Here is a 23,456-nt window from a genome sequence, read left to right as displayed (position 1 = left end):
AGGGGTGAGCATGCGCCGGATCGGAACAGCCTGGGCAGCCGGATGGTTCGCGATCGCGACGGTGCTGTGGCCGGTCGCGGCGCCCGCGGAACCCCCCGGCGCGGCGGTCGTGGCCGCCGACGGGTCCCGGATCACCGGGATCGACAAGACCGACGACAAGCACTGGACCCTGACGGTGTACTCGGCCGCCATGGACAAGTCGATCCGCGTCGATGTGCAACGCCCCGCCGATGATTCGCGCCCGCGTCCCACGCTGTACCTGTTCAATGGCGCGGATGCCGGGCTGACCACCAAGAGCTGGCGGGTCCGGGCCCCCGAGGTGCTGGACTTCCTGGCCGGGCAGGATGTCAACCTGGTGCAGCCGGTGGGCGGCAGGGCGGCCTACTACGCCGATTGGCGCGCGCCGGACCCGGTGCTGGGCGTCAACAAATGGCAGACCTTCCTGCTCTGGGAACTGCCGCCGCTGATCGACAGCACGCTCGGCACCAATGGGGTCAATGCGCTCGCGGGCGTGTCCGGTTCCGCCACCGCCGTTTTCGCGCTGCCCATCGCCGCGCCCGGCCGGTATCGCGCGGCGGCGGCCTACAGCGGGTGCTCGCAGATCAGCGATCCGGTCGGGAATTCGTTCGTGCGGTTGGTCGTCGGCGTCAACGGCGGCAATGCCGACAATATGTACGGACCGGTCGGTGATCCCGCGTGGGCCGCCAACGATCCCTACGTGCACGCCGAGCAACTGCGCGGTATGGAACTCTTCCTCTCCAGCGGCACCGGCCTGCCCGGCCCGTACGACACCACCGGCGAATTCTCCGAATTGCCCGATCTGATAGACCATTTCGCCGTGGACGGCCCGACGGAGGCCGGAACCGCCTACTGCACGCGGAGTTTCGCCGAGCGCCTGGCCGCGCTGGGCATTCCCGCCACGGTCGAGCTGAATCCCGTCGGTATGCACGCCTGGGGGTACTTCCGCGACGAGTTCTTCGCGTCCTGGCCGACCCTGGCCAAAGGTCTGGGCCTGCCCGTCTAACTCGCGGTGAGGGCGCGCAACTGCTCGAGGTAGGAGCGGGTGCGCGGATCCCCGGGGAAGTGCTCGATCATCTCCCGTGCCGCCTCGCCCGCGATCCACATCAGCGAGGGCAGTGAGCGCCGCTTGCCGGCGAAGGCCCGGGTGCCCTCGTCCAGGGCGAGCTCCAGATTGCGTTCGCGCACCGCCACCACCGCCAGCGTCAGATGCGCCTCGGAGACCCGCATGGGTTTGCGAACGGTCCCGTCCGGCCGGGTGGAGTTCGAGATGACCTGGCGGGCATAGCTTTCGGCCCGGCGATTGTCACCGGCTACCCGGCAGCAGTCCATGGCGTAGAAGTCGAATTTGAGCGGGTCGACCACGAAGTGATTCTCCAGATTGGCGGGGTGATCGAGCCGATCCAAGATCGAACGACCCTGTCCCAGCGCGATTTCCACCTCTTTGCGGTCGCCCAGGCGAGCCCACGCCTTGGCCCGTTGCGCGGCCAGCTGCACGCCCACCCCGAGTCGTTCGGTGGCCGCGTGTGCGGCCTCGGCGGCCTCGATGGCACCGCGGTAATTGGCCTGGGTGAGTGCGAACCAAGCGGCCATTTCCGCGCCCCAGCCGATGATTTCGGTGTGCTCGGCCTCCTGCCCCAGCGACAGCGCGGCCCGGCGGGTGGCCTCGGCGGCGGTGCGCCACCCCAGGTCGTAATCGACGCAACCGACCAGTAGGGCAACCCAACCCGCGAGTACCAGCACCTCGCGATGCTGGGCCAGAGTGAGACGACCGTCCAGTAGTGAGGTGATGCGCCGCAGCCAGGCCGTGCCCTCGGCATGCAATTCGTGCGGGTCGCAGCAGGGATACTCGGAACACAACCGGTCGGCGGTAATGCGAATGGCATCCAGTGTGGCGGAAGAGACATCGGACATGCGCAGCCGGCCGATGAACTCCAGGGTGTCCATTCCGGTGGCCGAGAGCAGCTCGTCGTCGCGGTTCGGCCGCGCCTTGGGGAAGAACGCCGCCGTCACCGTATCGAAGGCCGCGGCGATGATGGGGGCGTAGAAATCGTCGGGGCGGGACTCCCCGGACTCCCATCTGCGCCAGTTGCGCAGAAGTGTGCTGTCGGTTGGCAGATTGTGGGTCGACTTGCCTCTCATGGCGCGTACCGCGTCGGCCTGAGACCACCCCCGAGCATCGCGTTCGGCACGCATTCGGACAGCCCAGACGGGTCGATCGTCACCTGCGGACACGCTCTGTAGTATCTCACCAGTTAACGCCGGATGGACCCGGATAGGGCATCTGGATGTCAGTGGGTTGACATCTGCAATTGCATTTTCGAGTACGCCAAGCTTGAGACGGGCACACTTCAGAACAGCGATCCCCAATCCAACGGAGGTTCGGGTGGAAGCGTTGATCTATGGGTACGTGCGTGACGATCTGGCCGACGGCCGCAGTGACGAGCTGGAGGACGCCATGTGCGGCCTGGCTCAGTCGGCCGGTATGTGCTTCGCCGCCACCTTCCATGAATCGACCCCTGGCGACGGCACCGCATTCGCGGAACTGACCGCCGAACTCAAGCGAGCCGACGCTCACCACGTGGTGGTGCCATCACTCGATCACCTTGCCGGCCAGACGATTCCGCGTGACATTCTGATCGCGAAACTGGCTCATGAGGCGGCCGCCCAGGTCTGGGCCGTCGAACACTGATCCGTCTGTACCGCGTGTCGCCGCGATGCCGCGCGCCCAAGCCATGAGCCGCGCGGCCGCCACGCCGGCCAGCAGCGATGCCGCCAGCGCGACCCAATGCCGGTCGCCGAAGAGCGGATACACCTGCCAGTGCAGCAGATACGCGAACAGCGACGCATCCGCGAGCACCGCCGCGACCCCGGCGATCAACGCGGGCACCCGCACCGAGGGCAGCCAGACGAGCAGCAGCAGACCGCCCAGGATCAGCCGTTCCCGTTCCGGCTCACCGAAATAGCCCGGCACGGTCAGCAGCGCCACGCCGCTGAGCAGTATCCGTTGCCGGAGTGTGGTGGCCTTCGCCGCGGCCCACCCGAGCATGAAGAACCAGAAGGTGAGCGGGGAGAACGGAATGTCGTGCGGCGTATACAAATCGAGCGGTTGGTATCGCACGATGAGCGCCACACCCAGCAGCCCCAGCGCGAACCAGAACGGCGCGCGCCGCTCCAGCTGGTCGGCGAAGGGCAGCCGGATCAGGAGCGCGGCGGCCAGCATGAAGTAGACGGCGACCTCGACGAACCACAGGTGGCCGGCGGTCGGGCTGTCGTGCGGGCCCAGAATCTTGTTGAGCAACAACACATTCTGCCAGCCGTAGTAATCACTGAAGACCATGGTGCCCGCCACCCAGGCCGCCGTCGGCGCCGCGATCAGCGCCACCGTGCGCAGGGTGCGGCGCAGCCGGGCCGGAGCCGGCGCGGCGGTCACCCCGAACCGGGCGAAGTTGAAACCCGCCACCGCGAGCAGCACGTGTGCGCCGCCCCACAGCACGAAAACCCCGATGTGCGAGCCGACTACGGCGATGATGCCGAGCGCGCGCAGCAGCGTGGAGGTGTCCAGGGAGCGGCCGAAGCGGCGGCGCCGGCGGGGCAGCGATTCGAGTTCGGCCACGGTCATGGTCTGCCAGTTGAGCGGCAGCTGACCCAGGGCGTGGTCCAGTTTGACCGAAAGCGCCACGTAGGTGAGCGAATCGCCGCCCAGATCGGCGAAGGTGGAGTCGCGGGTGACCTGCGCGGGAGGCAGGCCGAGCGCCTCGGCGAAGAGGGTGCGGACATCCGCGCGCGGAGTGGGTCGAATGCCCGGAAGTTTCCTTATGGCTTGATAATCCGGTTTTCCGGTGGGCAGGCGCGGGATGGACTCGACCAGGCACACCCGGACCGCCGAAACCGGCAATCCTGACAATTGCGCCGTGAGCTGGGTGGCCGCGGCGGCATTGCGCCCCGCCACCGCCACCACCAGGGTTTCGGCGTCATCGGTGCAGAGGGCGGTGTATCCGGCTGCGCTCAGCCCGGATTCGATGCGTTGCAGATCGATGCGCAGGCCGAAGATCTTGGCGAAGCGGGACCGGCGGCCGATCACCCGGTACAGGCCCGCGGGGGTGCGGCAGGCCAGATCGCCGGTGCGCAAGGCGGTCAGCGCCGGGCCGAGCGCCAGCTCAGCGGTCGATTCGGCGTAGCCCATCATCACATTCGGGCCGTGATAGACCAGTTCGGTGCCGCCTTCGGCCACCGGCTCCAGGGCGAAAGATCCACCCGGGACCGGTATTCCGATGCAGTCGGGGTGCTCGGCCGCCATGCCCGGCGGCAGATAAGCCATGCGCGCGGTGGCTTCGGTCTGGCCGTACATAACGAAGAAACGCCAGCCCCGGGACTCGCTCAGGGTGGCGTAGTGCCGTACTCGATCGGCGGCCAGTTTGCCGCCCGCCTGGGTCACATAGCGCAGGTGCGGCAGGGACATTCGCTCGAAACCGACGCGGTCCAGCAGCTCGAAGGTGTAGGGGACGGCGGCGAAGGAGGTCGCGCGATGACATCGGAAGTCGTCCCAGAACTCCGGCTCCAGCACCGACCGGTCGGTCAGCAGCAGGCTCGCGCCGCGCAACAGGTAGGAGTGCACGACCGAGAGCCCGTAGCAGTAGAAGAACGGCAATGTCGTTGCCGCCCGGTCGGTTTCCTCGAGCTCCAGGTACTCCGCGATCGCCGCCGCGTTGGACAGCAGATTGGCATAGGACAACCGCACCAGCTTCGGCGATCCCGTCGATCCCGAAGTACTCAGCAGCAGCGCCAGATCCGGGTGCAGAGCATGCGCCGATCCGGCCCGCCGCGCCCGCGGCCGCGGAATCCCGCCCGTATCACCGGATTCGATGACGACGTCCGGATCGTAAACGCGCAGCAGCTCATCGGTGATCGAACCGGTCAGCAGCACCGCGCAGCCGGCGTGCAGTGCGCCGAGATACGCGACGAGCGAACCGATATCGTTGCGGGCCGATAGCGCGACCAGCCGGCGTTCGCCGCCCAGCCGGTCCGCGAAATCGGTGACGAGGGTCGCGAGCTGGCTGTATGTCAGCTCGCCCGCCCCGCCACCGACTACTGCCGACCGGTCGCCGAATGCGTTCAGGTGCGCGACGATCCGAGGCGAGGTCATTGCCGGAAGTGTAGTGACAACCTTTTTAGGTTAGGGCAACCACACCCAAGTGACGCGTGAATGAATTCCGTTAGAGACCGAACCCGCCGCGCCCGCGTCGCCGCAGGTACTTCTCGAATTCGGCGGCGATGGCATCGCCGTCGATCTTGGCCATCGCCTCGTTCAGATCCACATCGGCATCGCCGCGTTCCTCCAGGGAGCGCACGTACTCCGCGATTTCCTCATCACCCGTGGTCATTTCGTTGACCGCGGCCTCCCACTCCTCGGCCTGCTCGGGCAGACCGCCGAGCGGAACCTCCACATCCAGCACGTCCTCGACGCGATGCAGCAGCGCGATGACCGCCTTCGGGTTCGGCGGCTGCGATACGTAGTGCGGCACCGCGGCCCAGAAGGAGATGGCCGGCACGCCCGCGCGGACACAGGCATCCTGGAGCACCCCGGTAATACCGGTCGGTCCCTCGTAGCGGGTCTGCTCGAGATTGAAACGCTCGGCCGCCTCTTTGCTGTACGCGGTCCCGGTGACGGGCACCGGACGCGTGTGCGGGGTATCGGCCAGCAGCGCGCCGAGGATCACCACCGTGGTGACGCCCAGCTGCTCCACGAATTCGAGAATGTCATTGCAGAAGGAGCGCCACCGCATGTTCGGCTCCACCCCGCGCAGCAGGACCACATCGCGATCACTACCCGGCGGCGAGCACACCGAGAGCATGGCCGAAGGCCATTGAATGGCTCGCGTCACACCGTCCACCTGGCGGACCGTCGGCCGGTTCACCTGATAGTCGTAGTAGTCCTCGGAATCCAGCTCGGCGAGGGGTTGCGCGTCCCAGATCAACTCCAGATGTTCGACCGCCCCACTGGCGGCATCGGCGGCGTCGTTCCACCCTTCGAAAGCGGCGACGAGGACCGGATCCCGCAGCGTAGGCAGGTCCGATTCGGCTGGCACCGGGGATTCACTGGCGTTCACCCGGTCAGCCTAGTGTGTGTAAAGGGGGGACGTGCCAGCGACGCGCAAAGCCGCTGCGGGGCGGGCATGCCGGTCCCAGGCCCGGATTGTCCGGGCCTCCCACTACTCTTGAGTACATGTCTGTACGCAGCCGCGCCGAATTCGACACCACCCTACTGGACACGTTGAAACAACGTGTTGTGATCGGGGACGGTGCGATGGGCACGATGTTGCAGGCCGCGGATCTCACGCTCGATGATTTCCGCGGCCTCGAAGGCTGCAATGAGATTCTCAACGAAACCCGCCCCGACGTGCTGCGACACATTCACCGCGCGTACTTCGAGGCCGGTGCCGACGCCGTCGAGACCAACACCTTCGGATGCAACCTGCCCAACCTCGCCGACTACGACATCGCGGACCGGATCCGGGATCTGTCCGAGCGCGGCACCCGCCTCGCCCGTGAGGTCGCCGACGAAATGGGGCCGACCAGCTTCGGCAACCCGCGCTACGTGCTCGGGTCGATGGGGCCCGGCACCAAGCTGCCGACCCTGGGCCACGCGCCCTACGTTTCGCTGCGCGATGCCTACACCGAGGCCGCGCTCGGCATGCTCGACGGTGGCGCGGACGCCATCCTGATCGAGACCTGCCAGGACCTGTTGCAGGTCAAGGCCGCGGTGACCGGTAGCCACAACGCCATGCTGAAGGCCGGCCGCCGAATTCCGATCATCACCCACGTGACCGTGGAGACCACCGGCACCATGCTGGTCGGTTCGGAGATCGGTGCCGCGCTGACCGCGCTCGAGAAGCTCGGCATCGACATGATCGGGCTCAACTGCGCCACCGGTCCAGACGAGATGAGCGAGCACCTGCGCCATCTGTCCAAGCACGCGCAGCTGCCGGTGTCGGTGATGCCCAACGCCGGACTGCCGATCCTCGGGGCGAACGGCGCCGAATACCCGCTGACCGCCGAGGAACTCGCGATCTCCATGCGCCAGTTCGTGTCCGAGTTCGGGCTGGCGCTGGTCGGCGGCTGCTGTGGCACCACCCCCGAGCACATCCGGCAGGTCGCCGAGGCCGTGCGCGAGGTGACGCCCGCGGTGCGCAAGCCGGTACACGAGCCCAGCGTGTCCTCGATCTACACGCAGGTGCCGTTCGAGCAGGACGCGTCGATCATGATGATCGGCGAGCGCACCAATGCCAACGGCTCCAAGGCATTCCGCGAGGCCATGCTGGCCGAGGACTGGCAGAAGTGCCTGGACATCGCCAAGGATCAGACCCGCGACGGCGCACACATGCTCGACCTGTGCGTGGACTACGTGGGCCGCGACGGTGCCAAGGACATGACGGAGCTGGCCTCGCGCCTGGCGACCTCGTCCACACTGCCGATCATGCTCGACTCCACCGAAACCCCGGTGCTGAAGGCCGGTTTGGAGCATCTGGGTGGCCGCTGCGCGGTCAACTCGGTGAACTTCGAGGACGGTGACGGGCCGGACTCGCGGTACCAGCAGACCATGGCGCTGGTCGCCGAACACGGTGCGGCCGTGGTGGCTCTGACCATCGACGAAGAGGGCCAGGCGCGCACCGCCGAGCACAAGGTGGCCATCGCCGAGCGGCTGATCGCCGATATCACCGGCAACTGGGGCCTGGACGAGTCCGACATCATCATCGACACGCTGACCTTCACCCTGGGCACCGGCCAGGAGGAGTCGCGGCGCGACGGCGTCGAAACCATCGAGGCCATTCGCGAACTCAAGCGGCGGCACCCGAATGTGCAGACCACGCTGGGTCTTTCGAACATCTCGTTCGGTTTGAACCCGGCGGCGCGGCAGGTGCTGAACTCGGTGTTCATGCACGAATGCGTCGAAGCCGGACTGGATTCGGCCATCGTGCACGCCTCCAAGATCCTGCCCATGGCGCGGATTCCCGAGGAGCAGCGACAGACCGCCCTGGACCTGGTCTACGACCGCCGCACCGAGGACTACGACCCGCTCCAGAAGCTGATGGCGCTGTTCGAGGGCGTCTCCACGGCCTCGTCCAAGGCGTCGCGGGCCGAGGAGCTGGCGGCGCTGCCGCTGTTCGAGCGGCTCGCCCGGCGCATCGTGGACGGCGAGCGCAACGGCCTGGAGGCCGACCTCGACGAGGCGATGAAAGAGGTTCCGCCGCTTCAGATCATCAACGAAACGCTGCTGTCCGGTATGAAGACGGTCGGTGAGCTGTTCGGCTCCGGTCAGATGCAGCTGCCCTTCGTGCTCCAGTCCGCCGAGGTGATGAAAACCGCGGTGGCGCACCTGGAACCGCATATGGAGGCCACCGACGACTCCGGCAAGGGCCGCATCGTGCTCGCCACCGTCAAGGGCGACGTGCACGACATCGGCAAGAACCTGGTCGACATCATTCTGTCGAACAATGGCTACGAGGTGGTGAATCTCGGTATCAAACAGCCGATCTCGGCCATCCTCGACGCCGCGGTGGACAAGAAGGCCGACGTCATCGGCATGTCCGGGCTGCTGGTGAAGTCGACGGTGATCATGAAGGAGAACCTCGAGGAGATGAACTCCCGCGGTGTCTCCGAACAGTTCCCGGTGCTGCTCGGCGGCGCGGCGCTCACCCGCGCCTACGTCGAACAGGATCTGACCGAGGTGTTCGAGGGCGATGTGCACTACGCCCGCGACGCCTTCGAGGGCCTGCGGCTGATGGACGAGATCATGACCGTCAAGCGCGGCGGCGGCATCGACCGGAATTCCCCGGAGGCCATCGCCGAACGCGAGAAGGCCGCCGAACGTAAAGCCCGGCATGAGCGTTCCAAGCGCATCGCCGAGGAGCGTAAGGCCAAAGAGGTGCCCGTGGTGGTCCCGGCGCGCTCGGACGTGGCCGCCGATCTGCCGGTGCCGGTGCCGCCGTTCTGGGGCACCCGCATCGTGAAGGGGCTCTCGGTCAACGAGTACTCGGGGCTGCTCGACGAGCGGGCGCTGTTCCTCGGGCAGTGGGGTCTGCGCGGGCAACGCGGCGGAGAAGGCCCGTCCTACGAGGAGCTGGTGGAGACCGAAGGCCGTCCGCGCCTGCGGTATTGGCTGGATCGGCTCACCTCCTCGGGGGTGCTCCAGCACGCCGCGCTGGTCTACGGCTACTTCCCGGCGGTGTCGGAGGGCGATGATGTGATCGTTCTCACCGAACCGAAACCCGATGCGCCGGAACGCTATCGCTTCACTTTCCCGCGTCAGCAACGCGACCGGTTCCTCTGCATCGCCGATTTCATTCGGTCGCGGGCGGACGCGGCGCGGACCGGTCAGGTGGACGTACTGCCGTTCCAGCTGGTCACCATGGGTCAGCCGATCGCCGACTTCGCCAATGAGCTGTTCGCGGACAACAACTATCGCGACTACCTCGAGGTGCACGGTATCGGCGTTCAGCTCACCGAGGCGCTGGCGGAGTTTTGGCATCGCCGGATCCGGGAAGAACTGACCCTGGAGGGACATTCCGTCGCCGATGAGGATCCGTCCGATGTACTGGAATACTTCAAACTCGGCTACCGTGGCGCGCGGTACTCGTTCGGTTACGGCGCCTGCCCCGACCTGGAAGACCGCGCCAAACTGGTCGACCTGCTCGATGCCGGGCGGATCGGAGTGATGCTGTCGGAGGAGTTGCAACTGCATCCCGAGCAGTCCACGGATGCTTTCGTCCTGCTGCACCCGGAAGCGAAGTACTTCAACGCCTAAGATTTTCAAGAGGTTTCCGGGCTATCGCGCAGAGTTGCAGGGGTTGCTCGGCGCGATAGCCAGCAGGAGGGGCACAACCACATGAGTTCTGACCGGTTGATTGCGGGGCGGTACCGACTAACGGATCCGATCGGCACCGGTGCGATGGGGGTCGTGTGGCGTGCGACCGACGTGCGATTGCGCAGAACAGTCGCCGTCAAACAGTTGCTGCTCGGACCGGGGCTGACCCGGTCGGCGGCCATCGAAGCCAAGATGCGGGCCATGCGCGAGGGGCGGATCGCGGCGCGACTGCATCATCCCAATGCGGTGACCGTGTTCGACGTCGCCGAGGAGGACGGCCAGCCCTGGCTGGTCATGGAGTACGTGAACGCGGTCAGCCTGGCCGCGCTCATGCGGGAGAAGGGGCGGCTGGAACCCACCGAGGTGGGGCGGATCGGCGCGAAAGTGGCTGCGGCGCTGGCCGCGGCGCACAAGGCCGGGATCGTGCACCGCGATGTGAAGCCGGCCAATATCCTCGTCGCCGACGACGGCACCGTGAAGATCACCGACTTCGGTATCTCGCGCGCCACCGGGGACGTCACCGTCACCTCCACCGGATTCCTGGCCGGCACCCCGGCCTACCTGTCGCCGGAAGTGGCGCGCGGGGAGAACCCGGAACCGGCCTCCGACGTATTCGCCTTGGGCTCAACGCTTTACGCGGCCGTGGAGGGTGCGCCGCCGTTCGGTGAGGGTGACAATCCCTTGGCCGTACTGCATTCGGTGGCGCGGGCACAGGTGCCGGAGGCGCCGCACGCCGCCGCGCTCTGGCCGGTGCTGGTGGATCTGCTCGCCGCCGATGCCGATGACCGGCCGACCATGGAACAGGCGGCCGAGCGACTACAGGCCGTCGCCGATGGCCGGGCGGTCGCGCCGTTGCACGCCACCAAAGTGCTGCCGGTGAGCGGGGAGAACGAATCCGGGCCGGGCACCGGTGGTTTCGGGCCGCGCGGTACCGGCGGTCGCGGCAGCAGCGGACGGACCGGCGGTAAGGGCCGCACCGGCGGCAGCGGCGGGATCGCCGCCGGGGCCGCCGGAATCGCCGCGGCCGCGAGTCGTTCGAGCAGCGGCACGGGCGGGTCCGGTCCGCGATCCGGTGACTCCGGTCGGTCCGGTGGTGCCGCGGGCACCTCCGGCGGCGGTGGCACGAGCGGCGGAACCGGTGGAGCAGCAGGCGCTTCGGATGCGACCACGGTGCTGCCGGGTTCGCGCAGCGGGGCCTCCACCGCCAATTCCGGCGATGCGACCGAGTACATCGGCACGGGGGCGTCCGGGACCGGGGCGCGTGGCACCGCACCCGATGTGCCGGTGCCGCCGGTGCCGTTCGCCGCGAAATCCGGTGCGGACGATGGCAACCGCCGTCCGCTCATTCTGGCGGTGCTGGGCGTGGCGGCCGCGATCATCATCGCCTTCGCCATCGGATCGACGCTCAATCGCGGGGACGGCGGCGGCAATACCCCGCCGGTCGCGACCGGGGCCGGTACGACCGGGGCGCCGGTGCAGCCCGACAGCGGCGGGACGGGCGGCGGTTCCGATGGCGGCTCGGCCGGCGCCGGGGCATCGGATGGCGGTGCGGGACAACAGCCTTCGCGTACCAGCGCGGCGGGGCAGGTTCCGCAGCAGCCGACCTCCAGCGTGCCGTCCGCCACCCCGAGTCCCAGCGGCAAGCCCAGTACGACCACCACTACGCCGCCGCCGACAACGACCGCACCGTTGGGGCCGCCGAACGCCGCGGCGCAGGTGGCCTTCGTGCAGAGCTACTACGGCCAGCTGCCGGGCAATGTGAACGGCGCCTGGGCCATGCTGTCGCCGGGATATCAGAGCTCCGCCGGTGGATTCGGTTCCTACTCCGCGTTCTTCGGTCAGTTCAGTTCGGTCAGCGCCTCCGGCCTGACCCAGCAGGGCGACACCGTGACCGGCACCATCACCTATGTCCACAAGAACGGCTTCACCGAATCCGAACGCCGCTGGTTCCGGGTCTCCTCGGATGGCGGCCGCCTGGTGATCGCCGACTCACAGCGCGGGTGAGCGGCACCGATCGCAGGTAGTTAGTCTGGACAACGGCCCGCCGGGTGCGGGCCGTTGTCAGGTTCGTGAGTGGAACGGTCAGGTCGTAAGAGGGAACGGTGATTCGCTGATGCGCGCGGACGCGGTGCTGTGGGATATGGACGGCACGCTGCTGGATTCGGAGAAGCTGTGGGACATCGCGGTCCGTGAACTCTCGGTCGAGCTCGGCCGGGAGATGACCGAGGAGATCCGCCACGCCCTGATCGGCGCCTCCGGCCCGAACGCGCTGCGCATCCTGTTCACCAGCCTCGGCCTGGACCCCACCCCCGACGCGGTCCGCGATGCCGGGCATTGGCTGGAACGCCGTGTCACCGAGCTGTTCCACGATCCGATCCCGTGGCGGCCGGGCGCGCAGGACGCGCTCGCGGCCTTCCGGTCGGCGGGCGTCCCGATGGCGCTGGTCACCAATACCAAACGCTCCCTGACCGAATACGGCCTCGACACCCTGGGCCGGGAGAACTTCGCGGCCACCGTCTGCGCCGACGAGGTCGGCCAGGGCAAACCCGCCCCCGACCTGTACCTGCGCGCCGCCGAACTGCTCGGCGTGGCCCCGCACCGCGCGGTCGCCATCGAGGATTCACCCACCGGTGCGCTCTCCGCCGAATCCGCCGGCTGCACCGTCATCGTCATCCCCTGCGAGATCCCGGTCCCCGACGCCCCCGGCCGCGTCTTCCGCGACTCCCTCATCGGCCTCACCGCCGACCACCTGCACGACCTGGTCCGCGCCCGCCACGCCTGACCGATTCCCATTCGTCCAAGCCACACCCCCGCACCGATCACCTAACCTGCGGATATGGACGATGTGCTGGCACCCCTGCGCGCCCTGTGCCTGGCCCTGCCCGAAGTGACCGAACGCCTCAGCCACGGCGAACCCACCTGGTTCGTACGCGGCAAGAAATCCTTCGTCATGTTCTCCGCCGAACACCACGGCAGCCGCCTCGGATTCTGGTGCGCCGCCCCGCCGGGCGTGCAGGAGGAACTGGTCGGCAGCGAGCCTGAGCGTTTCTTCCGCCCGCCCTACGTCGGGCATCGCGGCTGGCTGGGCGTGGGCCTGGACGTGCCGGTGGACTGGGCCGAGATCGCGGAGATCGTCGAGGACGCCTACCGTGCGGTCGCACCGAAAACGCTGGTGGCACAGCTGGATTCCGGCCTGGGCTCACCCCACTGAGTCCAGGCCGGAGCTTGGGGGACGGTGCGGCGGTCAGAGATCGTCGAGGCGCAGATAGCCGTCCTGGAGGGCACGCGCGAGCAGCGCGGCCTTCGTCGGCGCGGGCCGGCCGGCGCGATGGTATTTATCGCGGATCCGTGCCAGATGCGTATTGATCGTGCCCGGCGCGATGAACAGCTTGCCGCACACATCGCTCTTGGAATCGCTGAGAATCCAGGCGAGCATGACCTCGACCTCGCGTTCGCTCAAGGCCGGACGGAGCCATAGCTGTCGCGGCGACGATGGTGACTGGACGAGCGCACGGCCCAAGAGTTGCGGGACCGGAGAGAGATCGGACACGACGGAATTCCTGTCTGACGTATTCGACAGCCGCATAAGTGATTCGAGTCTGTGGTTTGTAATAGCTCGTGCGATAGGGTCTTTAGCCGCTGATCGATAGCCCGATGGCAGTATTGGCGCGACCGCGAATTCGCTTCACTTGTGGGACAGGTAATCCCAAATGGCCGAATTACCGGTCGGTTTTGTTATTAGTGAGGTGCGGCGTGCGATTCAATCCACCACCAGGCTGGCCCACTCCGCCGCGCGGCTGGGCCCCACCGGCCGGATGGCAGCCCGACCCCAGATGGCCGCTGCCGCCACCGGGATGGAGTTTCTGGACCCACGAGGATCAATCGGATCCGCTGGGCGCCGTCTCGACGGTTTTCGGCTGGATCGGGCGAGTGATCGTCGCGGGCATCCTGATGATCTTCGCGGTCCTGTGCTTCGTGTTCGGTGCCTCGGATGTGGCGACCGGAGGCGATACGGCCATCGCTGTCGTTCTGGGAATCGCGGCGATCGCCTATGCGCTCTGGATCCTTTCCGGCCGTGCGTATTTCCTCATCTTCTTCGGATAGCCCGGCATACTTCGGATAGCCCGTCATACGCCGCGGTAATGCGCGTCGAGTATCGGCACGGGTTCGAGTTCGGTGACCAGATGGCCGGCATTGCAATGGTCGGTGAGGTCTTTGCCGTCGCGGGCCTGGACCACGCGGAGCTCGTCGGCGAAGTCGCGGAGGGAATCGGCGACCTTCGCGGCGTGCCGGTAGCCGGGGGCGTCGCGGTCGGCGACTATCCAGATGCGGTGCGCGCCTCGGAACCAGGCGGCATGGCCGGGGCGCCAGGCATTCGCGCCGCCGGCGTTGCAGGTGGCGGTGAGACCGGCGTGGGTGGCGGTCAGGACGTCGGATTCACCCTCGCAGATGTAGATGTCGCGGGACTTGCTGATGGCGTCGAGGAGTTCGGGGAGGTGGAACGGGAGGTGGGGGAATCCGCCCGGCTCCCAGCCGGATTCGGTGCGGCGCTGCTGGTAGAAGGATTTGACGTGGCCGCGGGCGTGTAGGGTGCGCAGGCGGATCACGCGGCCGGCGGGGGAGCCGTCGGGGCGGCGGTAGATGTAGGCGGCGACGCGAATCGGGCGGCGTAGGGGTGGACCCGGGTCGGGCTTGGGTGCCGAGAGCGGCAATCCGGCGGCGAGGACGGCTCGGTCGGCCAGGGCGAGCGCCGGGGGTGGGCCGGTTCGATTCCGGGGCCGCAGCGGATCCGGTGGGCCGTCGAAGAGGTCGCGGACGTGCAGGCCGAGCCGGTCGAGAACCTCCTCGTCGGAACAGCCGGCGAAGCATTTCACGATGGTGCGCCGGCGTTGCCGGTTGTAGACGACACCGAGGGACGGGTGATGGCGGCGGCCGTCCGCCTCGTGGACCGGGCACAGGTAGGTGATCCACTCCGTGCCGCGGCGGCCCGGGCCGCTGACCTGGTTCAAGGCGCGGGTGATGGTGTTCCAGGATCCGTCGATACCCATGATGCAGTCCTCTCACCTCCGGTTTACCCGGATTCGGAGAGCTGTCAAACGGTGCGAAAACCATTGTTACGCAGCAGAAATGAGGTGCTTTCGGGTGTGCTTGCACCGGTTCGTGACGCTTCAGCGCCCGGATATCAGGCTCGCCGCCTCGGCGATCCGCGAGGTGCGGCCGAGGGTGGATTCGCGGTGGTCGGCGGCGCGGTAGAGGGAGTACATGAGCTGCACGCCGATCCAGCGCAATGGCTCGGGCTGCCAGCGGCATAGCGGGCATCCTGAGCTATCTCCGGGCATTCGGCATTCCGGTGCGAGCACGGCTCGGCGACCCGGCGGCGAACCGGACTTTTGGCCCGAACCATACCGCATGAAAACTATTGGCGCACAGGAAAAGTGGTTATCCACAATCACTGATCATTCCGGGCGTGTCGGCGGTTGCTGCGTCCAGAATGGTCGTCATGGTTGGGACCGGGGGCTGGGTAGACGCGTGCGATGTACCCGGCGTTGACTTTGTGCGGTATCCGCTGGACGCGCCGGGCAGTGACCGGTGGGCAGCCGTCGTCGCGGCGGCGCGCGCCGACCTGGCGGCCGACGGGTGCTGCGTGCTACGCGGCTTCATCACGCCCGAGCGGGTGCGAACGCTGCGCTCCGAGGGCGTGGCCATGGCGCCGCACGCCTACTACACGGTGGAGCAGGTCAATGCCTACAACATTCCGCTCGATGCCGATCTGCCCGCGGACCATCCGGGCCGGATCGTGCTGCGCCGCGGAAACGCCTTCGTGGCAAGGGATCTGATTCCCGCACAGGCGCTCATCCACCGCCTCTACACCAGCAAGACCTTCCAGCGCTTCATCGCCGACTGCTTCGGCCTGGACGAACTGCACGAATACACCGACCCGCTGGCCGGGCTCTGCCTGAACGTGGTCGCCCCGGGCATGTCGCATCCGTGGCACTTCGACACCAACGAATTCACCGTCAGCATGCTCACCCAGGAGCCGGAGTGCGGTGGGGTGTTCGAGTACTGCCCGAACATCCGCTCCCGCACCGCCGAGAACTTCGCCGACGTCAACGACGTCATCACCGACCACGGCGAGCACCTGATCCGACGGCTGGAGCTACGCCCCGGTGACCTGCAACTGTTCCAGGGCCGCTTCTCCCTGCACCGGGTGGCCCCGGTCGGCGGCACCGTGCAACGGCATTCGGCGATCTTCGCCTACAGCGACAGCCCCGGCGTCATCGGCACCGTGGAACGCACCCGGCAACTCTTCGGCCGGGTACTGCCTGATCATCTCGCCGCCGCCACCGTCCGTGGCGACGGACTGCTCGACTGAGAGGGGACCGCATGCCGGTTTCGTTGCACAACACCGGAAAAGCCTCGTTCGACGACATCTACGAGCGGCCCGATCCCCGCGCCTACTACGCCCGCATGGCCGAATTGGATTACCGCATACCGGAATTGGCGGCCCCGCACTTCCGGCAACTGATCGCCGACCATCGCGCCGCCACCGGCATCGGCGCGCCGACCGTGCTGGACCTGGGCTGTTCCTACGGGGTGAACCCGGCCCTGCTGCGCCTGGACCTGGGCATGGACGAACTCGCCGGGCACTATCGCGAGCACGACGGTGACGATCTGATCGCCGCCGACCGGGAACTGCTCGGGTCGCGGGACCGACTACCCGGGGTGCGGTTCATCGGTATGGACGCCTCCGGCCCCGCCCTGAAATACGCGCACGAGGCCGGATTCCTCGACGACACCGTGCACGCCGACCTGGAAGCGAGCGACCCCACCGAACCGCAACGGCTGGTGCTCGCCACCGCCGACCTGGTCATCTCCACCGGATGCGTCGGCTACATCACCGACCGCACCCTGCTGCGGGTCGCCACCGCACACGGCGGAAAGCTCCCCTGGATGGCGCATTTCGTGCTACGCATGTTCGCCTTCGATCCCATCGCCGCCCGGCTGGGCGCGCTCGGGTACCGCACCCAGCGCATGCCCGGAGCGTTCCGGCAGCGCAGATTCGCCTCCGACGCCGAACAGACCAAAGTTTTGAATACGCTGGAGGAGAACGGGATCGACACCACCGGCCTGGAATCCGACGGCTGGTTGTACGCCCAGCTCTACCTGTCCCGACCGTCCGTGAACCTATCCATCGACCCCGAGGAACTCTCTTGAGCGAACGGACCTTCGCCCACGACGACCAGCTGCCCCGCGTGCCGCTCCCCACTCTGGAGGAGAGCTGCACGCGGTTCCTGCACTGGTCCGCGCCGCTGCTCAGCGACGACGAGTACGCCGCCACCGCGGCCGCCGTCGAAGACCTGCTGCGGCCCGACAGCCCCGCCCGCACCCTGCACGCCGACCTGCAACGGTTCGACGAGACGCCGGGCGTGGGCAGCTGGCTGGACGAATTCTGGCCCACGCGCTACCTGGGGCGTCGCGATCGAATCGCCTTGAACGCCAACTTCTTCTTCCTCTTCCGCGATGACACGGTGCTGGCCGAGTCCACCACCGCCGATCAGGCCGAGCGGGCGGCGGCGCTGGTCACCGCGGCCGTGGATTACAAACTGCGCTTGGACAAGGAAGAGATTCCGCCGGTCACCCAGCGCGGGACGCGGCTGAACATGGCGCAGAACAAATTCCTGTTCTCCGAGACCCGCATTCCCGGCGATCCGCAGGACAGCGTGCGGGTGCCCTACAGCGACGAGTGGCCGGGCCCCTCGCAGGCCCGGCATATCGTGGTGTTCTACCGCGGCAATATGTTCCGGATGGATGTGCTCGGCCCGGCCGGGGTGCCGCATACGCCCGAGGATCTGGCCGACGGGTTGCGCGCGGTCATGAAGGCCGGCACCCGCCGCCCGCCCATCAGCGCCTCGCCCGGGCATCTCACCACCATGGCCCGGGTGGAGTGGGCGCCGGTGCGGAAAGCCTTGCAGCCGGCCAATTCCGCCGCCTTCGAGACCATCGAGACCGCGCTGTTCTGCGTCTGCCTGGAGGATTTCGCGCCGCGCGACGAACTGCACGCCTGCGATCAACTGCTGCACGGCGACAGCGGCAACCGCTGGTTCGACAAGGCGGTGTCGTTCATCGTCTTCTCCGACGGGCAGGCGGGCATCAATATCGAGCACTGCGGACTGGACGGCACCACCATCCTGTCGTTCGTGGACACCCTGCTGGAGACGCCGGTGGCCGAGCATGCCGCGCTCGCCGGCGCGCAGCCGCAGGGCATGCCCGCGGTGGAACCGATCGAGTTCGTCTTCGACGCGGAGCAGAAATCGGTGGTCGCCACCGCCGCCGCGGCCTTCGCGCAATACGCCGCCGACAATGCCACCACCACCGTCTCGTTCGACTTCGGCACCGCCAAGGCCAAGAGCCTGCGCATGTCCCCGGATGCCTTGGCGCAGCTCAGCTATCAGCTGGCACACCGGCGCAGCAAGGGACTGACGGGGGCCACCTACGAGTCCATCGCCACCCGGCAGTTCCGCAACGGCCGCACCGAGGCGATGCGGGTGGTGACCCCCGAGATGCTGGAATTCGTTGCCGCCATGGTCGATCCGGAGGCGGACGCCGACGCCAAGCGGGCCGCCGCGCGCACCGCCGCCGAGGCGCACGTGCGGCGGGCGCAGGAGTGCCAGCGCGGTGAAGCGCCCGAACAACATCTGTGGGAATTGCAGATGATCCAGCGGCGGCGCGGAGACGAACTGGGTGCGACGGCGCCCATGGCGTTCTACGACAGCCCCGGCTGGCGGATCACCCGCGACGACTACCTCAGCACCAGTTCCGCACCCTCGGTGAACATCCGCTACTTCGGTTTCGGTTCCACCAGCCCCACCTGCATCGGCATCGCCTACGTGCTGCTGCCCGACCGCTGGAACCTCTACCTGGCCACCCCGAAATCGGTGGCCCAGCAAATGTTCGGCTTCGCCGATGAATTGCGGAGCGCGGTAGCCGAACTCGTGGAGTTGCTGGAAGAGTGATGGCGTTCATCCGGGGGATTCCGCTGCGCCACACCCGTGTCCGTTTCGGTGGGTAGGGTGTGATTTGTGATTACGCTTCGAAAAGAAGATGGTGCAGCGGATCTCGCGGGGATCACCAAGATGAGCGTAGGGGTGAGCTGGGACCCCTCGGGTGGCACCAGTGGCGGTCTGCTCGGCATCGCGCGCCGCAAGAAGGGCGTCGACCTGGACCTGGTCGCGGTCCTCATGCAGGGCGCGGAGCCGGTGCGCTTCGCCGGCCTGGACTCCCTGGACCCGCTCGGCAACGGCTCGGTGGTGCACACCGGGGACGAGCAGACCGGTGCGGCCTCCGGCGACGACGAGACGGTACACGTCACCTTCGGGAACGTGCCCACCGCCATCGACTCGATCATCTTCGTGGCGTCGGCCTTCAAGAAGGGCTCGTCCTTCGAGAAGGCCAACAACATCTCGTTCAAGATCTACGACGCCTCCGGCGGCTCCACCCAGCAGGTCGCCGACATCTGGCCGTCGCTGCTCGGCGCGGACAATGCCAATGCCATTGCCCGCGCCTTCCGCAGCGGCCCCAATTGGCAGCTCGAGGTCCTCGATCGCAAAGGCAAGATCAAGCAGGGCGATATGCAGGCGCTGCTGCGCTTCGCCATGGCCTAGACGCGGGTATTCGGCTCGGGATCAGGTGATTTCGAGCGCGATGACGACGATCGCCAGCACCGTGTCGAGCACCATGCAGAACTCCGACATCGACCGCACCACCACCCGGCCGGTGCGGAAATGCCGGATGTCCCAAGCGGTGTGGGCCAGCAGCCCGGCGGCCACCAGATACGCACCGATGTGTTCATCGAGCAGCAGCGCGAGGGCGGCCACCGCGCCGAAGCCGAGCATGGCCAGCCCCTGGAGGGTGATGTCGCGGCGGCGCAGCAGGCCGTAGCTCGCGACGGGCACCGCCAGCGCCAGCAGTATCCAGGTGCCGTCGAAACCGGTTGCCTTCGCTACGCCGATGACGACGAAGGTGACCAGGAAGACCGGCCAGGCGGCGCGGGGATCGGCGAGCGCGGCACTGCCGAGGTAGACGATGGCGGAGGCGGCGACGATCTGGGCGAGATCGACGCCGGTGCTGAGATCGAAAGCGGTGGCCGCGGCCAGCAGCAGGGCGGCGAGTGCGGGCCAGACCGCGAAGGCGCGCGGCCGAATCGTGGTGTCGTGCATGGAAATCACGGTCGCGCCGCAGCACGGGCCGGACCAGCCGGAACCGGCCCCATGACCGAATCGCTTGGATTCGTGGCGGTTTCACTAGGATCGGCGGTATGGAACGGCTGGTCGTGGTCGTCGGCTACCCGGGCGTGGAGCTGCTCGACATCGCTTCGGTGACCTCCACCCTGGACATGGCCAACCGGATGGGCGCCGCCCCGCCCTACCGAATGACGATCGCCACCCCGGGCGGGGCTGCCGTGGAATGCGATTCGGGGCTGACACTCGGCGCGCATCAGGCCGTGGAACAGCTCAACGCCACCATCGACACCCTGATCGTCTCCGGCGGCCTCGGCCACCTGGATGCCGCCGCCGACGAACGATTCGTCGGTCATGTCCGGCGGCTGGCCCGGCAGGCCCGGCGCGTCGCCTCGGTATGCACCGGAGCCAGCGTCCTCGCGGCCACCGGACTGCTCGACGGCCGCCGCGCCACCACGCACTGGTACTACGCCGCGCAGCTGGCCGCCGCCTACCCGAACGTCGAGGTGGACCCGGAACCGATCTTCGTGCGGCACGGCGAGGTCGCCACCTCCGGCGGGGTGACCAGTGCCCTCGACCTGACCTTGGCGTTCATCGAAGAGGACCACGGCGCGGAGCTGGCGCGTCGCATCTCCATGGGCCTGGTCACCTATCTGCGGCGGCCGGGGGACCAAGCTCAGGTGAGCGTGTTCGTGGGGAACCCGGAACCCGCGCATCGAATGGTGCATCGCCTCGTCGAGCACATCGCCGGACATCTGGCCGGGAACCTCGGCGTCGAGGCGCTGGGAGCCGCGGTCGGTTTGAGCGAACGGCAGCTGACCCGGCTGTTCGTGGCCGAGCTGGGGGAGACGCCGGCCCGCTATGTGCGCCGCACCCGCGTGGAGGCCGCCGCACGGCTGCTGACGGGCACCGGCCTGCGGCTCGACGATATTGCGGCGCAATGCGGATTCGCCTCCGCCGAGACTCTCCGCCAGGCATTCACCGCGCAATTCGGTATCGCCCCTTCGGTGTATCGGGCCCGGCAGCGGGCCGCCGCGGCCGCGCCCTGACGGCGGAATCGGCAGGCGGGCGCGCTGCGGCGGCGAACTGATTTCGGGCGGCTCGGGTAACTCCGGGGGGACGGGCTGACCCGGCCATTTCCCGAACCGCCGGTCCGCGACGAAAGTCGCACCGCACCTGGGCGATCGGCAAAAGTAGCGGGGAGGCGGAGGAGTGGCGGGGGAGCGGCGGGGGAGCGTGTGCGGTGATCTGAAAGAATGTTCGATCGTGAAAACTTTCGAGGCCCTGTTCGCCGAGCTACAGGATCGTGCCGTCAACCGCCCCGAGGGGTCCGGGACCGTCGCCGCCCTGGACGCCGGCGTGCATGCACAGGGCAAGAAGGTATTGGAAGAGGCCGGCGAGGTGTGGCTGGCCGCGGAGCACGAGAGCGACGAATCGCTGTCGGAGGAGATCTCGCAGCTGCTGTATTGGGTGCAGGTGCTGATGGTGGGCCGCGGGCTGCGGCTGGAAGACGTCTACCGACATCTGTGACGGCTGAGCGCGCCGCGCGTACCGCGCGGCGTTCGACCGTCCGTCCGTAGTCGTCACTTCCACTCCATCGTCCCGAAAGGACACTCCATGCTTCGCGTCGCAGTACCCAACAAGGGCGCGCTCTCCGAGGCCGCCGTCGCCATCCTGGCGGAGGCGGGCTACCGCAAGCGCTCCGACGCCCGCGATCTGAGCGTGCTCGATCCGGCCAATCAGGTCGAGTTCTTCTTCTTGCGGCCCAAGGACATTGCCATCTACGTCGGCTCCGGCGAGTTGGATCTCGGCATCACCGGGCGGGATCTGGCGCTGGATTCCGGTGCGCCCGTGCAGGAACGCCTGGCCATGGGCTTCGGCCGCTCCACCTTCCGCTATGCCGCGCCCGCGGGCCGGGAGTGGAAGGTCGAGGACCTCTACGACAAGCGCATCGCCACCTCCTACCCGAATCTGGTGCTCGCCGACCTCGCGCGACGCGGGATCGAGGCAGAGGTGATCCGCCTCGACGGCGCGGTCGAGATCTCCATCCAGCTCGGTGTGGCCGACGCCATCGCCGATGTGGTGGGCTCGGGCCGCACCCTGCGGCAGCACAACCTGGTCGCCTTCGGTGAGTCGCTGTGCGATTCGGAGAGCGTGCTGATCGAGGCCGTGGGCGCGGATCAGAACGACAAGGCGCGCAATCAGCTCGTCGCTCGCATCCAGGGCGTGGTCTTCGCCCAGCAGTACCTGATGCTGGACTACGACTGCCCGAAGGATCTGCTCGACGCGGCCGTGCAGATCACCCCCGGTCTGGAGTCGCCGACCGTGTCGCCGCTCACCGATCCCGACTGGGTCGCCGTCCGTGCGCTCGTGCCGCGCAAGAACGGCAACGAGCTCATGGATCAGCTGGCCGATCTCGGCGCCAAGGCGATCCTGGCGACCGACATCCGGTCCTGCCGCGCTTTCTAGGCGGTCGGGAAAGGCGGTGTGGTGCCGCCGAATTCGGGGCACAGCGGCTTGAAATCGCAGTACTGGCACATCCAGCTGCGATTGGGCGGAAAGTCCCCGGTTTCGGCGGCGGTGATGATCGCCGCCCACAGCGCCGACAGGATCCGTTCGAACCGGGATAGCTCCTCGGCGTCGGGCTCATAGGTGAGGGTCTGGCCGTCGGCCAGGTACATCAGCTTGAGCTCCGCCGGGGCCGTGCCGAGCTTGCGCATGAGCACCAGGGCGTAGAACTTCAGCTGGAACAGCGCCCTGGTCTCGTACGCGATACCCGGGGCCCGGCCGGTCTTGTAGTCGATGACATGCAGTTCCCCGGCCGGACCGCGGTCGATCCGGTCCACGATGCCGCGCAGCGGGGTGCCGTCGGCGAGCTCGGTCTCGATGAACGTCTCACGGGATTCGGGATCGAAGCCGGTCGGATCCTCGAGCCGGAAGTACACATCGACCAGCCCGCGCACCTCCTCGAGGAACACCCCCCGATCGTCCTCGGCGATCAACTCGGCCACCTCGGGCTGGGATTCGAGCATGGCCGTCCACGCGGGCTCGATCAGCGTCACCGCGCCGGGCAGGTCCCGATCCCCGGCGGGCAGGTCGAACAGCGCTTCCAGCACCGAGTGCACGAGCGTTCCGCGCACCGCCGCCCGCGACGGCTGCTCCGGAATCTGATCGATGGCGCGCAGCCGGTACTTCAACGGGCACTGCTTGAAATCGATTGCCCGCGAAGGGGACAGCGCCGGACCACGCGGGGCGAAACCCGCTGTCTCCGGGGTAGTGATAGCGGGTACCGACATACCTGGCAGGCTAGACGCACGCACCGACAAGGTGCATTG

At 67.7% G+C, this 23,456-nt stretch carries 22 protein-coding genes; 14 read left to right on the top strand and 8 right to left on the bottom strand.

What is annotated here, in order from left to right; translation table 11 throughout:
- The first annotated feature begins 10 nt into the window (after positions 1-10).
- Positions 11-1,024: an alpha/beta hydrolase gene (locus tag NI1_RS18505; RefSeq protein WP_084523383.1), complete on the top strand. Its 1,014-nt coding sequence runs from the start codon at positions 11-13 to the stop codon at positions 1,022-1,024.
- Here NI1_RS18505 and NI1_RS18500 read toward each other — a convergent pair.
- Positions 1,021-2,160, bottom strand: coding sequence for a hypothetical protein (locus tag NI1_RS18500; protein WP_067822639.1), 1,140 nt, complete (start codon positions 2,158-2,160; stop codon positions 1,021-1,023). The two genes, NI1_RS18505 and NI1_RS18500, sit on opposite strands and share 4 nt — an antisense overlap.
- Positions 2,161-2,404: 244 nt before the next feature.
- On the opposite strand from NI1_RS18500, the gene NI1_RS37250 reads away from it, so the two are divergent.
- Positions 2,405-2,710 (top strand): hypothetical protein, encoded by a 306-nt coding sequence (locus tag NI1_RS37250; RefSeq protein ID WP_084523382.1) that lies wholly within the window; start codon positions 2,405-2,407, stop codon positions 2,708-2,710.
- Here the strand turns inward: NI1_RS37250 and NI1_RS18495 are convergent.
- Positions 2,612-5,164 carry an AMP-binding protein gene (locus NI1_RS18495; protein WP_067821864.1) on the bottom strand — a complete coding sequence of 851 codons (2,553 nt, stop codon included), beginning with the start codon at positions 5,162-5,164 and terminating at the stop codon, positions 2,612-2,614. The two genes, NI1_RS37250 and NI1_RS18495, sit on opposite strands and share 99 nt — an antisense overlap.
- A gap of 70 nt (positions 5,165-5,234) precedes the next feature.
- A complete protein-coding gene (locus tag NI1_RS18490) occupies positions 5,235-6,128 on the bottom strand; it encodes a PAC2 family protein (RefSeq protein ID WP_067821861.1) in 894 nt (297 codons plus the stop codon).
- A gap of 116 nt (positions 6,129-6,244) precedes the next feature.
- Between NI1_RS18490 and metH the strand changes: the two genes are divergently transcribed.
- The 4 genes from metH (at position 6,245) to NI1_RS18470 (ending at position 13,094) form a co-directional block, all read left to right on the top strand.
- Positions 6,245-9,823, top strand: coding sequence for a methionine synthase (metH, locus tag NI1_RS18485; RefSeq protein ID WP_067821859.1), 3,579 nt, complete (start codon positions 6,245-6,247; stop codon positions 9,821-9,823).
- Positions 9,824-9,967: 144 nt separating this feature from the next.
- Positions 9,968-11,887, top strand: coding sequence for a serine/threonine-protein kinase (locus NI1_RS37245; RefSeq protein ID WP_245663308.1), 1,920 nt, complete (start codon positions 9,968-9,970; stop codon positions 11,885-11,887).
- 109 nt (positions 11,888-11,996) lie between these two features.
- A complete protein-coding gene (locus NI1_RS18475; protein ID WP_067821856.1) occupies positions 11,997-12,665 on the top strand; it encodes an HAD family hydrolase in 669 nt (222 codons plus the stop codon).
- Between the two features lie 54 nt (positions 12,666-12,719).
- Positions 12,720-13,094 (top strand): MmcQ/YjbR family DNA-binding protein, encoded by a 375-nt coding sequence (locus tag NI1_RS18470; protein ID WP_067821853.1) that lies wholly within the window; start codon positions 12,720-12,722, stop codon positions 13,092-13,094.
- Between the two features lie 33 nt (positions 13,095-13,127).
- Here NI1_RS18470 and NI1_RS18465 read toward each other — a convergent pair whose 3' ends face one another.
- Positions 13,128-13,433: a LuxR C-terminal-related transcriptional regulator gene (locus NI1_RS18465; protein WP_369690145.1), complete on the bottom strand. Its 306-nt coding sequence runs from the start codon at positions 13,431-13,433 to the stop codon at positions 13,128-13,130.
- 203 nt (positions 13,434-13,636) lie between these two features.
- Here NI1_RS18465 and NI1_RS37240 point away from each other — a divergent pair, with 203 nt between their 5' ends.
- Positions 13,637-13,987, top strand: coding sequence for a hypothetical protein (locus NI1_RS37240; RefSeq protein ID WP_084523380.1), 351 nt, complete (start codon positions 13,637-13,639; stop codon positions 13,985-13,987).
- 23 nt (positions 13,988-14,010) lie between these two features.
- Here NI1_RS37240 and NI1_RS39890 read toward each other — a convergent pair whose 3' ends face one another.
- Together NI1_RS39890 and NI1_RS37985 are read right to left on the bottom strand one after the other, a co-directional pair.
- Positions 14,011-14,931, bottom strand: coding sequence for a toprim domain-containing protein (locus NI1_RS39890; RefSeq protein WP_067821850.1), 921 nt, complete (start codon positions 14,929-14,931; stop codon positions 14,011-14,013).
- Between the two features lie 120 nt (positions 14,932-15,051).
- Positions 15,052-15,222 carry a hypothetical protein gene (locus NI1_RS37985; RefSeq protein WP_157535180.1) on the bottom strand — a complete coding sequence of 57 codons (171 nt, stop codon included), beginning with the start codon at positions 15,220-15,222 and terminating at the stop codon, positions 15,052-15,054.
- A 161-nt stretch (positions 15,223-15,383) separates the two neighbouring features.
- Between NI1_RS37985 and NI1_RS18455 the strand changes: the two genes are divergently transcribed.
- The 4 genes from NI1_RS18455 to NI1_RS18440 all read left to right on the top strand — a co-directional run bounded on the left by NI1_RS18455 (position 15,384) and on the right by NI1_RS18440 (position 19,545).
- Positions 15,384-16,256, top strand: a complete 873-nt coding sequence (locus tag NI1_RS18455) for a HalD/BesD family halogenase (RefSeq protein WP_067822630.1) — start codon at positions 15,384-15,386, stop codon at positions 16,254-16,256.
- Positions 16,257-16,267: 11 nt separating this feature from the next.
- Positions 16,268-17,098 (top strand): class I SAM-dependent methyltransferase, encoded by an 831-nt coding sequence (locus tag NI1_RS18450; RefSeq protein ID WP_067821848.1) that lies wholly within the window; start codon positions 16,268-16,270, stop codon positions 17,096-17,098.
- Positions 17,095-18,897, top strand: a complete 1,803-nt coding sequence (locus NI1_RS18445) for a choline/carnitine O-acyltransferase (protein ID WP_067821846.1) — start codon at positions 17,095-17,097, stop codon at positions 18,895-18,897. Before NI1_RS18450 ends, NI1_RS18445 begins: the two co-directional genes overlap by 4 nt.
- Positions 18,898-18,963: 66 nt before the next feature.
- Positions 18,964-19,545: a TerD family protein gene (locus NI1_RS18440; RefSeq protein WP_067821844.1), complete on the top strand. Its 582-nt coding sequence runs from the start codon at positions 18,964-18,966 to the stop codon at positions 19,543-19,545.
- A 21-nt stretch (positions 19,546-19,566) separates the two neighbouring features.
- Here the strand turns inward: NI1_RS18440 and NI1_RS18435 are convergent, their stop codons facing one another.
- Positions 19,567-20,100 (bottom strand): hypothetical protein, encoded by a 534-nt coding sequence (locus NI1_RS18435; RefSeq protein WP_067822627.1) that lies wholly within the window; start codon positions 20,098-20,100, stop codon positions 19,567-19,569.
- Positions 20,101-20,198: 98 nt separating this feature from the next.
- On the opposite strand from NI1_RS18435, the gene NI1_RS18430 reads away from it, so the two are divergent.
- The 3 genes from NI1_RS18430 to hisG all read left to right on the top strand — a co-directional run bounded on the left by NI1_RS18430 (position 20,199) and on the right by hisG (position 22,590).
- Positions 20,199-21,170, top strand: a complete 972-nt coding sequence (locus NI1_RS18430) for a GlxA family transcriptional regulator (RefSeq protein WP_067821842.1) — start codon at positions 20,199-20,201, stop codon at positions 21,168-21,170.
- Positions 21,171-21,387: 217 nt separating this feature from the next.
- Entirely contained in the window at positions 21,388-21,651 is a 264-nt protein-coding gene (locus NI1_RS18425; protein WP_067710097.1) for a phosphoribosyl-ATP diphosphatase, read from the top strand.
- A gap of 87 nt (positions 21,652-21,738) precedes the next feature.
- The gene (gene hisG, locus NI1_RS18420; protein ID WP_067821840.1) at positions 21,739-22,590 is read left to right on the top strand and encodes an ATP phosphoribosyltransferase; all 852 of its coding nucleotides are present in this window, start codon (positions 21,739-21,741) and stop codon (positions 22,588-22,590) included.
- On the opposite strand, the gene NI1_RS18415 is transcribed toward hisG, so the two are convergent.
- On the bottom strand, positions 22,587-23,417 hold the full coding sequence (locus NI1_RS18415) for a RecB family exonuclease (protein ID WP_067821838.1): 831 nt from the start codon (positions 23,415-23,417) through the stop codon (positions 22,587-22,589). The two genes, hisG and NI1_RS18415, sit on opposite strands and share 4 nt — an antisense overlap.
- Between the last annotated feature and the right edge of the window lie 39 nt (positions 23,418-23,456).

It is taken from the genome of Nocardia inohanensis NBRC 100128, assembly GCF_001612945.1.
Taxonomy (GTDB): Bacteria; Actinomycetota; Actinomycetes; order Mycobacteriales; family Mycobacteriaceae; genus Nocardia; species Nocardia inohanensis.
The sequence above is the reverse complement of the archived record's forward strand: the minus strand, read 5'-3'. Positions and strand labels throughout refer to the sequence as shown.

What these genes read in the sequence shown, in the direction of transcription:
- NI1_RS18505 (WP_084523383.1), top strand. Translation starts at nt 11, where the DNA reads ATGCGCCGGATCGGAACAGCCTGGGCAGCCGGATGGTTCGCGATCGCG.
- NI1_RS18500 (WP_067822639.1), bottom strand. Translation starts at nt 2,160, where the DNA reads ATGAGAGGCAAGTCGACCCACAATCTGCCAACCGACAGCACACTTCTG.
- NI1_RS18495 (WP_067821864.1), bottom strand. Translation starts at nt 5,164, where the DNA reads ATGACCTCGCCTCGGATCGTCGCGCACCTGAACGCATTCGGCGACCGG.
- metH (WP_067821859.1), top strand. Translation starts at nt 6,245, where the DNA reads ATGTCTGTACGCAGCCGCGCCGAATTCGACACCACCCTACTGGACACG.
- NI1_RS37245 (WP_245663308.1), top strand. Translation starts at nt 9,968, where the DNA reads ATGGGGGTCGTGTGGCGTGCGACCGACGTGCGATTGCGCAGAACAGTC.
- NI1_RS18475 (WP_067821856.1), top strand. Translation starts at nt 11,997, where the DNA reads ATGCGCGCGGACGCGGTGCTGTGGGATATGGACGGCACGCTGCTGGAT.
- NI1_RS18470 (WP_067821853.1), top strand. Translation starts at nt 12,720, where the DNA reads ATGGACGATGTGCTGGCACCCCTGCGCGCCCTGTGCCTGGCCCTGCCC.
- NI1_RS39890 (WP_067821850.1), bottom strand. Translation starts at nt 14,931, where the DNA reads ATGGGTATCGACGGATCCTGGAACACCATCACCCGCGCCTTGAACCAG.
- NI1_RS37985 (WP_157535180.1), bottom strand. Translation starts at nt 15,222, where the DNA reads ATGCCCGGAGATAGCTCAGGATGCCCGCTATGCCGCTGGCAGCCCGAG.
- NI1_RS18455 (WP_067822630.1), top strand. Translation starts at nt 15,384, where the DNA reads ATGGTTGGGACCGGGGGCTGGGTAGACGCGTGCGATGTACCCGGCGTT.
- NI1_RS18450 (WP_067821848.1), top strand. Translation starts at nt 16,268, where the DNA reads ATGCCGGTTTCGTTGCACAACACCGGAAAAGCCTCGTTCGACGACATC.
- NI1_RS18435 (WP_067822627.1), bottom strand. Translation starts at nt 20,100, where the DNA reads ATGCACGACACCACGATTCGGCCGCGCGCCTTCGCGGTCTGGCCCGCA.
- NI1_RS18430 (WP_067821842.1), top strand. Translation starts at nt 20,199, where the DNA reads ATGGAACGGCTGGTCGTGGTCGTCGGCTACCCGGGCGTGGAGCTGCTC.
- hisG (WP_067821840.1), top strand. Translation starts at nt 21,739, where the DNA reads ATGCTTCGCGTCGCAGTACCCAACAAGGGCGCGCTCTCCGAGGCCGCC.
- NI1_RS18415 (WP_067821838.1), bottom strand. Translation starts at nt 23,417, where the DNA reads ATGTCGGTACCCGCTATCACTACCCCGGAGACAGCGGGTTTCGCCCCG.